Here is an 11,917-nt window from a genome sequence, read left to right on the forward strand (position 1 = left end):
TCAGGCAGCGGCCTCCGGTTCGGGCGGCATGGGTGTGATTAGCGTGGCCGGAAACAGCGAAAGACGCAAGCCGACCAGCGCGTGCAAGGCCTCGCGCAAATGGCGCTCCGAGGTTCGCGAGGCCGGACCCGGCGCGCCGGTAGCGGCGAGCCCTTGTGTCGTGACGCGCGCCACGGCTGCGTCGATCGACGACATCAGGCTCTCGGGCACCGGTTGGCGCGCGCGCTGATCGACGCACGTTTCGAAGTATTGGCGCACGTTTTCGAGGACGTGATCGATCGCGGCCGGCGCTTCGCCGCCGAGCTTGCGGGTCAGGCGGCGCAGATCGAGCGCGTTGAAGGCGATGCGCAGATCGCGGAAGCTTTCGATCGACGGATGGCGATGGTCGTCCGTGGCGGCAAGGCGCGGGATCAGTTGCATCAGACGGTCGAGCATGCGCGCGGCGAGGTTGCGCGGGTCTTCGATGGTTCGGGTGGAGGCCGTCAGCGCCACGTCGGCCCAGCTCGAGCGCAACAGCCGGGAGGCCGCGAGTTCAGCGCCGAACGGCCGTGTCACGCGGGTCCACAGATAGGCATACAACAAGCCTGCGAGGCCCGCGAGATTGCTGTTCAGGAAGATCAGGAAGTCGGCCGAGTAGGCATCCTGAATGCTGATGAAGGTGGCGGTATTGACGGCCACGAGCACTGTCACCATGTTGAACGCCGGACGCGGGATCAACGTGCCGACGAGGATGAACGGCGCGGCAAACAGGATGACGAGCATCGGGAAGTCATGCACGTGTGGCAGCACGGCGAACAGATAGATGCCGGCGGCCACCACGCTGATCGCCGTGGCGATGAAGAACCTGAACACCATGGGCGCGGGTTCGTCGAGCGCGGCGAAGAAGCAGCAGGCCACCGCCGCCAGCGTCACGGCACTGGCGCCATCTGCCCAGCCTGAACTGATCCACAGACTGCACGCAATGATCACCGCGGCGCCCGCTGAAACCGTTGAAAACAGCATGATGCCGCGGTCGAAGAACCGTTCGGTGCCGCCCAGCCGCCAATGCCGGAAACGTGGCCGCCACGAGCCTTCTTCGCGCATGATGATGATGCGTAGCGAGCGGCAGTCCTGCCAGACGTCGATTACCTGTTTCATACGCCACAGCGCGTTCGACAGCAGCGCGCCGCTCCAGGTGGCCAGCGCGGCCGGTGGCGGCTGCATCGCGGCGATGCGCTCGCGCAAGGCGTTGGCTACCGCGTCGGGGTGATAGCCCCCGCTGGCCGCGGGAAGCGGTGCGTTGAACCACTTGATGACGTCGTTGAGCAACGCTTCGAGACCTTCTGGCCAGGTTTGCCGGCCGCAGTTATAGAGGGCGATCAGCGGATCGGCCAGTGCCGACATCATGGGCAGCAGCAACTGCATGCGCCCGCGCAACTCATGAGCACGGGCCAGGATGTCCGGCCGGGTGTGGTCGTAGGCAAGCTGGCTCAGCAGCAGTTCCAGCCCGTTGATCGTGGTGGCGATCCGTTGGCGGGCCCCCGAAATTGCCGCGCCCGCAATGCGCCCGGACAGCGTTTCGGTCGCATAGAACGCGGCGTCGCGAAACCACGCGTCGGTCCGCTCGATGATGGTCGGCGCGAGCCGGCTAGGAAACAGCGAACTGCCGACGATGCTCGCGCACACAATGCCGAGCGTGATCTCTTCGGTGCGGCTGATCGCCAGATCGAACACCCCGCCGGGATTCGTCACCGACGGCAGCGCGATGATCGGCATGGTGTAGGCCGCCAGCATGAACACGTAGCTGCGCGCGGTGCGGTCGGCCACCGCCAGGTACAGCAGCGTGCCGGTCCACAACGCGACGACCACGCTGAACAGATACGGCGATTCGACGAACGGCGGCACCAGCAGCACGGCGGCCGACGCGCCGAGCGCCGTGCCGAGCGCACGATAGAGCGCCTTGGAGCGGGTCGCGCCGACAAACGGATTCGACACGATGTAAACGGTGGCCATCGCCCAGTACGGGCGCGGCAACTCGAGGGCGAGACCGATGTAGAGCGCAATCATCGCCGCGGCAAACGTCTTGACGGAGAACAGCCAGTCGCGGATGGAGGGGTAGGCCATAAACCGTTACTCGGGGTCCCTGGCGTTGTGCGGCGCCGCTGCGTCGGCCGTGAAAGCGGCCAGCACCCGCAAGGTCGCTTCGAGATCGCTGCGCGAGATGCCTTTCAAAGCTTGCGCCCGCAGCGTATTGAGTTCTTCTTCCATTCTAGCGGTGACGGCGCGGCCTTCATCGGTGAGCACCACGGTCTTGGCGCGGCGGTCTTCGGGATCTTCGTCGCGGCGCATCAGGCCGGCCGCGCACAGTTGATCGAGCAGCCGCACGAGCGAGGGTCCTTCAATACCGATGTGATCGGCCAGCGTAACCTGCCGCACCGCTTCGCCGAGCCGGCTGGCGGTCAGCAGCGGCGTGGCGCACGCCTCGGAGACGTTAAAGGCCGCCAGCACGCCGTGGCTCGTGCGCCGCCATTTTCTGGCAGCAACGACCAGGGTGCTGCTGACAGTGCGGCGCAGGGCATTGAGATTCGACATGGCCGACATTGTATTGCCTAAATATTCGTTAGCAAACTATTGAATTGGGGATTTTTTGTGACACATGCCTGTATGGCGCTTCCATGAGAAGCCGGTGTATTCAGCCGCGAACGCGCGCCTTCACCAGTTCGATAAAGCGGGTCGCCGCGCTATTGCGCAGTCCTTCAGGGTAGGCAAGATGCAGCGGGGCGCTCAACTGCGCGGGATTCGTCAACGTGCAATATACCGTTCCCACCTGGCCGTAGCGTTGCATCGATGCCGGCACCAGTGTGACCCCCAACCCTGCTGCGACGAGATTGATCCCCGACACCATGCGCGGCACCTCGCGCGCGATCCGCGGCACGAACCCGGCTTGTCGGCAGGCCGCCAGAATATCCGCGTACATGCCGGGCGCTCCTGGCCGGCGGACCAGAATGAAATCTTCGTGCGCCAGCGCCTGCAACGACACCTGCGGTCGTTTTTTGCCCGCCCCCTTCAGCAATGGATGCCCAACGGGCAAGACCACCACCATCGGCTCGTCGAGCAATAACTCGAACGCCACGCCCTCGCGTGCATCGACCGGTTTCCGGAGAAACGCGGCCTGAATCTGTCCGGCGGCCAAACGCTCGATAATCTCCGCCGCGTTGAGTTCGGCAAGCTCCACCGCGACTTCGGGACACACCGCGCGAAAGGCCCGGATCGTCTCCGTCGTGAAGGGATGGAACGCAGCCGAACTGGTGAGGCCGATCGAGATCGTGCCGAGTTCGCCACGCGCAATCCGGTGCGCCCTGTCCACCGACTGTTGCAATTCCAGCAGCAAGCGTTGAGCGTCTTCCGCGAAAGCCTGTCCCGCGGGTGTCAAGGTCACGCCACGCGGCATGCGCACGAACAGCTCGAAGCCGATCTCTTCTTCCAACGTTCGAATCTGCTGCGAGAGCGGCGGCTGTTGCATTGCCAGCCGCTCGGCCGCACGCGTGAATTGGCCTTCCTCGGCAACCGCCAGGAAGTAGCGCAAGTGACGAAGCTCCATGGTGTTCTGTCTCTCTGGATGCGTTATGTTCTTTTCATTGCCATATTTAATAAATATGGATGGTGCGAAAAACAGGTATTTTACATTTACCCCGCCCGGTCCTACGATCTCATCCATGGCGTCGACCCATACCGGTTCTGAATCTTTGAGCCTTTCAACGACGGATTTGACGATGCGCCGCGTTCAAGACGGTGCACAGTGATCAGGAGCAAGCTGGATGACATTCAATCTTTCACGACGTCTCACGATGGAGTGCGTGGCAGTGGGTGCGGCCGTGCTGGGATTGCTCGCACAACCGGTGTTCGCAGAGCAACTGAAGCCGGTGAGGACGATCTCGGATACCCGGTTCACGGTCGACACGCCGCAAGGGCAAGCTGAATTTCCGCTGTATCTGTCGAAGGATTGGACCGCTGCGCAGCCACAGGTCACGCGTGCAGTGATCGTGATCCACGGAAAATTGCGCAACGCGGACGTGTATTTCCGCACCGCGCAGAATGCGCGCGCCGCCGCGCATGCGGACCCCGACAGCACGCTCCTGATCGCGCCGCAATTCCTCGCCACGCTCGACCTGCGCACGCATGACGAACCGGCCGATCTGCTGCGCTGGAAGGGCGACGCGTGGATGGGCGGCGAAGCGGCGCGGGGGCCGCTGCCCATCAGCTCGTACGCGGTGCTGGACGCGATTGTCGCGCGTCTCGCGGATCGCAAGCTGTTTCCGAATCTGCAGCACGTGGTGGTCGCAGGACATTCCGGCGGCGGCCAGGTTGTGCAGCGCTACGCGGTGGCGGCGCGAAGTATCGACGTGCTGACCCGTGAAGGCATCGACGTGCGCTACGTGGTGGCGAACCCATCAACGTATGCCTATTTCGACGCGCAACGGCCCAATGCGCAAGGTGTCGCAGCGCCATTCGATGCCGCACAATGCGCCGGCTTCAATCAGTGGAAATACGGCATGGACAATCGGCCGCCGTATCTCAACGACCGCTCGCCCGCGCAACTCGAAGCGGCTTATGCGGCGCGCCGGATCGACTACCTGGTGGGCGGCGCGGACACCGATCCGCAGCAAAGCGCGCTCGACAGGAGTTGTGCTGCCGAGGCGCAAGGCCCGCAGCGCTTCGCGCGCGCAGAAGCGTATTACCGGTACATCCAGGCGCGTCATCCGGAAGGCCTGAAACAGAGCCTGCATATCGTGCCGGGCGTGGGCCATGACGGCGCGCGTATGCTGACATCGGTTTGCGCACTGTCGGCGATGTTCGACACCCAGGGATGCGAGCAATGAACGAGGCGAGCTTGAATCGGCATGACGGTGCACCATCCATCACGGCGGCGTCGAACGGCTTGAGCCCTTCGATGGTGCGGCGCGCGATCTTCGCTTCGATACTCGGCAACGGGCTCGAGTGGTTCGACTTTCTGATCTACGGCTACTTCGCCAAAATCATTGCGCAGGTGTTCTTTCCCGGGGGCGGTGGCTTCGTCTCGATCATGCTGACGCTCGCCACGTTCGCCGTCGGGTTTATCGTGCGGCCGATCGGCGGCATCCTGCTCGGCATCTATGCGGACCGGGCGGGGCGGCGCAAAGCGCTCTCGCTGCTGATCATCTCGATGGCGGCAAGCACGCTGTTGATGGGCCTCACGCCGGGTTATGCCAGCATCGGCATCGCGGCGCCTTTGCTAGTGGTGTTCGCGCGACTGCTACAGGGGCTCTCGGTGGGCGGCCAATTCGCGACGGCCTCGGCGATGCTCGTCGAGTACGCCCCGCCGCATAAGAAGATGTTTTACGGCAGCTTCAACATGTCGGCGCAGGCGTTTGCGTTGCTGCTTTCATCGGGTGTCGGCTATCTGCTCACCACGCAACTCACGCACGCGCAACTGGTGGCGTGGGGCTGGCGGCTGCCGTTTCTGTTTGGCGCGCTGGCCGGACCGTTCGGCTTCTACATCCGGCATCGCGTGGCGGAGTCGCCGGAGTTCGAGCGCTTGCTCGATCAGCAGGACAAGCCGCCGCGCATGACCGTGCGTCAGTTCTTTCGCGACAATGGCGACGCGGCGATCTGTGCGATGGGTGTGATCATCATCGGCGCGGCGACCAATTATGTGTGGCATTCCTATCTGTCGGTCTATGTCGAGCGGCAACTGCATCTGCCGTTGTCCACGGCGCTGCTCGGCGCGTTCGTCTCCGGCGTGTTGAATCTGTTCCTGTTTCCGTTGTCCGGCAAACTCGCCGATCGCTATGGCGCATACCGTCTGTTCTATCCCATCGTGATCGCGTGGATGGTATGCGTGTATCCGCTCTATCACTTTGTCGTGACGAATCCTACGCCGGGGCATCTGTTCATCGCGCAGATGGTTGCAACGGTATTCCTCGCCGCCATGTCCGGTTCACACCCAGGCATGCTCGCGACCTTGTTTCCGGTGCGCAGCCGTTCGGCGGGCGTGGCGCTGTCGTACAACATTGCGGTGACGCTGTTCGGCGGCATGGCGCCGCTCACCATTACCGGCTTGACGCATCTGAGCGGCAGTAGTTTGACGCCGGCCTTCTATCTGATTTTTGCCGGCTTCGTATCGCTGGCGATGGTGTATTTCACGCGCTCGGGACGCGAGCCGGGCGGTGCAGCCGCGAAGTTCGCCGCACCGCGTTAGCCGTTGCTGGCCAGATTTATTGGATTAACCTGAGCTTATTGCATGCCCCAGCCTTTGATCACACATGACGAACGCGCGCCGAATGAACATCCGGTCGCGGTTGTCGCGAACCAGCATCTGCGTGTTGAGACGCAGGCGGGCAGCGGCACCGTGCCGGTGTTCGCAAACGGCAACTGGCTCGTGCCGGCGCCAGGCGTCAAGCGCGCGGTGATTCTGATTCACGGACGCCTGCGCAATGCGGACGCGTACTTCGATCTCGCAGAGCGTGCCTGCGCGCTGGCCGGTGGCGATGCCGCCGGTACGCTCTTGATCGTGCCGCAGTTTCTCGCGAGTGCGGACGTCGGCGCGCATGCGTTGCCGCCATCCACGCTGCATTGGGAGTGGACTAGCTGGATGGGCGGCGAAAACGCCGAAGGTCCGGCGCCGATCAGTTCGTTCGATGTCCTCGACACCATCCTGCGGATGTTGGCGTCGCGCGAGCAGTTTGCGGCGCTGACCGACGTGGTGATTGCCGGGCATTCGGGCGGCGGCCAGGTGGTGCAGCGCTATGCCGTCGTGACACGGGGTGAGGCGCCGCTTGTTCAGCGTGGAATCGCGCTGCGCTACGTGATTGCGAACCCATCGTCGTATGTGTACTTCGATGCGAAGCGGCCCACCGCATCCGGCGAATTCGCGGCGCTCGATGCGATGGTGTGTCCGTCTTTCAATCGCTGGAAGTATGGGCTCGAGGATTTGCCGGCCTATGCTTCGAATGGCGAGGGCCCTGGTTACGCTGACGCGTTTGAATCGCTTTATGCGCGTCGCGACGTCACCGTGCTGCTTGGCGGTGCGGATTGCGATCCGCGGCATCCGGCGCTCGATCGTTCATGCGCCGCGCGGGCGCAAGGCGAGCATCGACTGGCGCGCGGATTGGCTTACGCACGCTATATGGCGTTGCGGCATCCCGAGGGGGCGGCGAAGCATCGTACGTTTGTGATCGACGGCATCGGACATGATGCGAAGGGAATTTTTGCGTCGCCGCATGGACTGGCCGCGTTGTTTGGCGTCGAGTCCTGACCCGCCGTTACGGTGACGCTGGCCACCAGGTCCAGCCGCGCCGCGAGTGTCGCAACTCAAGCATCGAAAGCGGCGCGATGTCGATGCGCGAAAATATCGCCGGAGACGCGCCGAGCGCATGAACGACGGCGGCCCGGATCACCGGCGCATGCGTAACGGCGACGACATTTTGCGTACCATGCGGCGCGCTGCTCGCCGCTGTGCTCAACGCACAGTCCTTTGCCTGGGTCACGCTCTTGCTCAGCGTATCGTCGAGCGCATCGAGCCACCGTCCTATCCGCTTCACGAGTTCGCTGAATGACTCTCCGCCATGCGCGGCGGCGTCGGGATCGTGCGTCCATGCGGCGAGGTCTTGCGGCGCTTCAACGGCGAGATCGGCGAGGCGGCGGCCATGCCATGCGCCGTAGTCCATATCCACCAATCCTTCGTGGACCGTTGCAGCGAGGCCCAGGGCCACTGCCGTATCACGCGCACAAACGGCCGGGCTGACGAAAGCGGCCGCGTCGTCCGGAATCGACAGACGCGCACGCGCGGCGCGTGCTTCGGCGAGACCGCGTGCATCGAGCGGATCGTCGGCGGGGAAGCGGGCCGCGCGCATTGCCGCGGTCGACGCGTGGCTGATCAGTAACAGCCGTATGTCCATTCGGTTCATTTCCATAGAGGCCCGGCTAACGCGGAACGCATGCGATGCAGGCTGCGCATTACCGGGTGGCAAAGTTTAACGCGTAGAATAGCGGCACTGCGAAGCACGGAAGCCGGTGAGAACCCGGCGCGGTCGCGCCACTGTAATCGGCATTCACGAGCCGAAAGCCAGACCCGAGCTTCGCTTCATCCCTCTTCAATCGACTATCGGGGCGCGTAACCCCCAGGAGATGTCCACTATGTCCAACGCTGTTTTTGATTCCGCGACGCAACCCGTTGCACAACCCACGCCGATTCCGCTGCGTGAATTGCTGCCTTGGGTCGTGTTCGGCGGCTTACTGCTGTTGCTCGCGATTTATTTCGTTGGTGCGGAAGAAGGCGCCACGTCGCTGGTGCCCGGCATGTACGTGCATGAATTCGTGCACGACGGCCGCCATCTGCTCGGCTTTCCCTGCCACTAACGGAGTCGGACATGGTCGGTAAATTGTTGGTGCGCGGGATGCTTGCAGGCATCGCCGCAGGATTGCTCACGTTCGGCTTCGCCAGGCTGGTGGGTGAACCGCAGGTTGATCAGGCGATTTCCTTCGAGGAAAAGGCCGACGCCGCCAAAGGCGAAGCGCCCGAACCCGAACTGGTGAGCCGCGAAACGCAAGCGGGCCTGGGATTGTTGACGGGCGTAGTGACCTATGGCGCCGCATTCGGCGGGCTGTTCTCGATGGTGTTCGCGTTTGCGTACGGCCGCGTCGGCGCATTGAGTGCGCGCGCGCTGTCCGCATGGCTCGCGCTTGGCGCGTTCATCGCGCTGGTGATCGTTCCGAACATCAAGTACCCGGCGAATCCACCCTCGGTGGGCGACCCCGAGACGATCGGGATGCGGACCGGCTTGTTCTTCCTGATGATCGCAATCTCGCTGGCCGCACTGGTGTTCTCGCTGAAGGTGCGGCGCCGCGCGGCGCTGAAGCTCGGCGCGTGGAATGGCTCGATCGTGGCGGGTGTGGTGTTCGTCGTGATCATTGCTGCCGTGCAGCTTTCAATGCCGGTGATCAACGAAGTGCCGGCGGCCTTCCCGGCGGTGCTGCTGTGGAAGTTCCGCGTCGCGGCAATCGGCATGCAGGTGATTATGTGGACGACCATCGGGCTGCTGTTTGGCGCCCTGGTTGAGCGGAGCAAACTGTTGAGCCCCGCGAACCGCGGCGTGGCGAAGTCCGCTTACCTTTGACGCATGAAGGCGCGGCCGCATGAGCTGCCGCCAAGCCGCTTGTCTATCCAGGCTTATCCACGCGAAAGGTGCGACCGCGAAAATGGTCGCACCGACGTGCAGCGCGAGAGAAGTCCAATACATCAAGTACTTGGCGTGCTTGCCAGAATGTTATCCACAGGCTTGTGAACGTTTTCTGTGGACAAGTTCCCCCGCAGCATAACGATATGCGAATCGCTTGGTTGCCCGAAGCCGGGGCACGTCCGACACTCACTCCAATCTCACGCAAACCGAGCCTGGAGCCATGTCGACCACGTCAAGCCTGCGCCCATCATGGGCCACTCAGTTCACGGCACTTCTGCTGCTCGCCGCATCGGCAATAACGGCGACGACACCAGCCACAGCAGCGCCGCCTTCGGGCGATCCGATCCTGATAGGCGTCAGCGGCCCGCTAACCGGCCAGAACGCCCAGTACGGCGCGCAATGGAAGGCCGGCTTCGATCTCGCTCTGGATGAGATCAACAGCCACAACGGCATCAATGGCCGCCCGCTGAACTACGTCTTCGAAGACAGCCAGAGCGACCCGCGCCAATCCATCACGATCGCGCAGAAATTCGTCAGTGATCCGCGCATCCTGATCGAACTCGGCGATTTTTCCAGTCCGGCATCAATGGCCGCCTCGCCGATTTACCAGCATGCCGGCCTCGTGCAACTCGGCTTCACCAACTCGCATCCTGACTTCACCAAGGGCGGCGATTACATCTGGAGCCCTTCGGTCAGTCAGGCCGACGCGCAGCCGTTGCTCGCTGATCTCGCCGTAAAGACGCTCGGCCTCAAGCGTATCGCCGTGCTCTATCTGAATACCGACTGGGGGCGCACCAGCAAGGACGTCTTTGTCAAAGCCGCCAATGAACGCGGCGCGCAAGTCGTTGCGGCCGAGGGCTATCAGTCGGCCGAGAAAGATTTTCGTGCGACGCTCGTGCGGGTGAGCGCGGCGAACCCGGATGGCATCGTGCTGATTTCGTACTACTCCGACGGCGCACAGATCGCCCGCCAGGCGCGCACGAGCGGCATCAACCTGCCGATCGCCGCGGCCAGTTCCGTGTATTCGCCGAAATTCCTCGAACTCGGCGGCGAGGCGGTGAACGGGGTGACGACCAACACCAGCTTCTTCCCCGGTGAATCCGGGCCTGAAGTGCAGAGCTTCGTTAAACGCTTCGAAGCGAAATACCATCGCGAACCGGACGCGTTCAACGCCTATGCGTACGACGCCGTCATTATTGCCGCCTACGCGCTGCGCGCTGGCGGACCTGATCGCAAAGCCGTGCGCGATGCGCTGCCCAAGCTGCACGACATTCCGAGCGTCGTGTTCGGCAAGGCCAATTTTGATCCCGCGACGCGCCGTGTGATTGGCGTGAAAAACATTAACGTGGTGGTGAAGAACGATAAGTGGGCGTTGCTTGAGAGCAAGGCGACGGTGGCGCAGAAGTAGCGATCCCATCGTTTATCGAACTATCCGGTCATTCAACACATTCACGGCATTTTCTCCATGAGCCTGTTACTCGATCACATCGTGATTCGCGTCCACGACCTGACGCAGACCATTGAAGATTTCACCGCGCTCGGTTTCAGCGTGCAACAAGGTGGCACTCATGCTGACGGCGTGACGCACAACGCGCTGATCGGTTTCGCCGATGGCAGTTACATCGAGCTGATCGCTTTCTTGCAGGCGGCGCCGCAGCGTCGCTGGTGGGATGTGGGGCAGCGTCACGGCGACGGCTTTGTGGATTACGCGTTGTTGCCGTCGAGCGTGGGTGCTGTGATCGACGCCGCGCATGGACGCGGATTGCACTACGACGGTCCGCAGGCCGGCGGGCGTGTGCGTCCGGATGGCGCGCGGCTCGAGTGGCAGATCGGCCGGCCGCAGACCAGTGACTTGCCATTCCTGTGCGGGGATATCACGCCGCGTGATCTGCGTGTGGCCGAAGGCGCAGTGCGTGTGCATGCGAACGGCGTGCGAGGGGTGGCGAGTTTGACGGTCGCCGTGGATGATCTGGGTACGAGTTTGCAGCGGTATCGGGCGTTGCTTGGTTTTGGGGCGACTGAGGCGCAGCCGGTGGCTTTGCCCGGACTGGGGGCGGTGTCGGCGACGGTGTCGATTGGCGATGCGTCGGTCGTGCTGTTGAGCCCGGTGCGTGTCGATGCCGCGAGCGTTACCGCAGAAGGCGCGGCGTTGCGCCGGCAACTCGCCACGCGTGGTGAGGGAGTGTTTGGTGTTGCGCTGCGCGCGGATGCTCAGGTGGAGTCACGGGTGCTCGATCGTGATCGCACGCATGGGGCGTGGTTTGAGATTGCTGCGGAGTGAAGGGGTTCATCCTTCGGCGCGCAGCGTGCAGGAACGTATTTGCATCAATGGCTTGGGGCTATTGTGGGGGTGTTATCCACAGGCTTGCGAACAAAAACTGGGGATAACTTTGTGGCCGTCGTTCGGACGGTTGGTCGTTTGGGTTTTACCCGTTCTTCACGGGCTTGTTCTTTTGAAATCGCACTTCAAGTTGCGATTCGTCTCGTAGCGCTTTCTTGCGCTACTAGTCTTCTCTTCGGGCGGCGTACTACGCGGCCCGTTCTATCTCCTTCCTTTCCTTCCAGTCAGCCTTGGTTTGTCTGCCTGCGCCCAGTTACTTCCACGTATGGATACCCGGCGTTCGACCTTCTAGTTTTCTCACTGCAATGCGTTGATGGCTGACGGACCTTTGCGTCACCCCCTACGGATTGCGTAGGAGGTTTGAGGTTAGCGTTTGTGC

10 protein-coding genes, 1 pseudogene and 1 riboswitch are annotated in these 11,917 nt (G+C 62.9%); of the genes and pseudogenes, 7 read left to right on the forward strand and 4 right to left on the reverse strand.

All coding sequences use genetic code 11. The annotated features are described in order from the left end of the window. The 3 genes and pseudogenes from PQR67_RS11090 to PQR67_RS11100 all read right to left on the reverse strand — a co-directional run bounded on the left by PQR67_RS11090 (nt 1) and on the right by PQR67_RS11100 (nt 3,580). Entirely contained in the window at nt 1-2,103 is a 2,103-nt protein-coding gene (locus PQR67_RS11090) for an FUSC family protein (RefSeq protein ID WP_408458252.1), read from the reverse strand. Nucleotides 2,104-2,136: 33 nt separating this feature from the next. After that, nucleotides 2,137-2,571: pseudogene (locus tag PQR67_RS11095) on the reverse strand (MarR family winged helix-turn-helix transcriptional regulator); the annotation flags it as partial. A 100-nt stretch (nt 2,572-2,671) separates the two neighbouring features. Next, entirely contained in the window at nt 2,672-3,580 is a 909-nt protein-coding gene (locus PQR67_RS11100) for a LysR family transcriptional regulator (RefSeq protein ID WP_408458255.1), read from the reverse strand. A 217-nt stretch (nt 3,581-3,797) separates the two neighbouring features. Between PQR67_RS11100 and PQR67_RS11105 the strand changes: the two genes are divergently transcribed. The 3 genes from PQR67_RS11105 to PQR67_RS11115 are packed head-to-tail and all read left to right on the forward strand — an operon-like array spanning nt 3,798 to nt 7,273. Continuing rightward, nucleotides 3,798-4,859 carry an alpha/beta hydrolase gene (locus PQR67_RS11105; RefSeq protein ID WP_408458258.1) on the forward strand — a complete coding sequence of 354 codons (1,062 nt, stop codon included), beginning with the start codon at nt 3,798-3,800 and terminating at the stop codon, nt 4,857-4,859. Further along, complete coding sequence (locus PQR67_RS11110; RefSeq protein WP_408458260.1) at nt 4,856-6,217, forward strand: MFS transporter; 1,362 nt, start codon at nt 4,856-4,858, stop codon at nt 6,215-6,217. Before PQR67_RS11105 ends, PQR67_RS11110 begins: the two co-directional genes overlap by 4 nt. Before the next feature lie 42 nt (nt 6,218-6,259). Beyond that, nucleotides 6,260-7,273 carry an alpha/beta hydrolase gene (locus PQR67_RS11115; RefSeq protein WP_408458263.1) on the forward strand — a complete coding sequence of 338 codons (1,014 nt, stop codon included), beginning with the start codon at nt 6,260-6,262 and terminating at the stop codon, nt 7,271-7,273. A gap of 7 nt (nt 7,274-7,280) precedes the next feature. On the opposite strand, the gene PQR67_RS11120 is transcribed toward PQR67_RS11115, so the two are convergent. After that, complete coding sequence (locus tag PQR67_RS11120) at nt 7,281-7,916, reverse strand: histidine phosphatase family protein (RefSeq protein ID WP_408458266.1); 636 nt, start codon at nt 7,914-7,916, stop codon at nt 7,281-7,283. Nucleotides 7,917-8,014: 98 nt separating this feature from the next. Next, a riboswitch (adenosylcobalamin (AdoCbl) riboswitch) is annotated at nt 8,015-8,100 on the forward strand. A 54-nt stretch (nt 8,101-8,154) separates the two neighbouring features. Here PQR67_RS11120 and PQR67_RS11125 point away from each other — a divergent pair. The 4 genes from PQR67_RS11125 to PQR67_RS11140 all read left to right on the forward strand — a co-directional run bounded on the left by PQR67_RS11125 (nt 8,155) and on the right by PQR67_RS11140 (nt 11,478). Next, nucleotides 8,155-8,376 (forward strand): CbtB domain-containing protein, encoded by a 222-nt coding sequence (locus PQR67_RS11125; RefSeq protein ID WP_120348989.1) that lies wholly within the window; start codon nt 8,155-8,157, stop codon nt 8,374-8,376. Nucleotides 8,377-8,387: 11 nt separating this feature from the next. Next, nucleotides 8,388-9,134: a CbtA family protein gene (locus PQR67_RS11130; protein ID WP_408458269.1), complete on the forward strand. Its 747-nt coding sequence runs from the start codon at nt 8,388-8,390 to the stop codon at nt 9,132-9,134. 283 nt (nt 9,135-9,417) lie between these two features. After that, a complete protein-coding gene (locus tag PQR67_RS11135; protein ID WP_408458272.1) occupies nt 9,418-10,605 on the forward strand; it encodes an ABC transporter substrate-binding protein in 1,188 nt (395 codons plus the stop codon). A 57-nt stretch (nt 10,606-10,662) separates the two neighbouring features. Further along, a complete protein-coding gene (locus tag PQR67_RS11140) occupies nt 10,663-11,478 on the forward strand; it encodes a VOC family protein (protein ID WP_408458275.1) in 816 nt (271 codons plus the stop codon). Nucleotides 11,479-11,917: the final 439 nt, after the last annotated feature.

This window comes from Paraburkholderia fungorum (genome assembly GCF_046026025.1).
GTDB lineage: Bacteria > Pseudomonadota > Gammaproteobacteria > Burkholderiales > Burkholderiaceae > Paraburkholderia > Paraburkholderia fungorum_E.

Coding starts and splice junctions, on each gene's coding strand:
- PQR67_RS11140 (WP_408458275.1), top strand. CDS start 10,663: ATGAGCCTGTTACTCGATCACATCGTGATTCGCGTCCACGACCTGACG.
- PQR67_RS11120 (WP_408458266.1), bottom strand. CDS start 7,916: ATGGACATACGGCTGTTACTGATCAGCCACGCGTCGACCGCGGCAATG.
- PQR67_RS11130 (WP_408458269.1), top strand. CDS start 8,388: ATGGTCGGTAAATTGTTGGTGCGCGGGATGCTTGCAGGCATCGCCGCA.
- PQR67_RS11125 (WP_120348989.1), top strand. CDS start 8,155: ATGTCCAACGCTGTTTTTGATTCCGCGACGCAACCCGTTGCACAACCC.
- PQR67_RS11135 (WP_408458272.1), top strand. CDS start 9,418: ATGTCGACCACGTCAAGCCTGCGCCCATCATGGGCCACTCAGTTCACG.
- PQR67_RS11115 (WP_408458263.1), top strand. CDS start 6,260: ATGCCCCAGCCTTTGATCACACATGACGAACGCGCGCCGAATGAACAT.
- PQR67_RS11110 (WP_408458260.1), top strand. CDS start 4,856: ATGAACGAGGCGAGCTTGAATCGGCATGACGGTGCACCATCCATCACG.
- PQR67_RS11100 (WP_408458255.1), bottom strand. CDS start 3,580: ATGGAGCTTCGTCACTTGCGCTACTTCCTGGCGGTTGCCGAGGAAGGC.
- PQR67_RS11105 (WP_408458258.1), top strand. CDS start 3,798: ATGACATTCAATCTTTCACGACGTCTCACGATGGAGTGCGTGGCAGTG.
- PQR67_RS11090 (WP_408458252.1), bottom strand. CDS start 2,103: ATGGCCTACCCCTCCATCCGCGACTGGCTGTTCTCCGTCAAGACGTTT.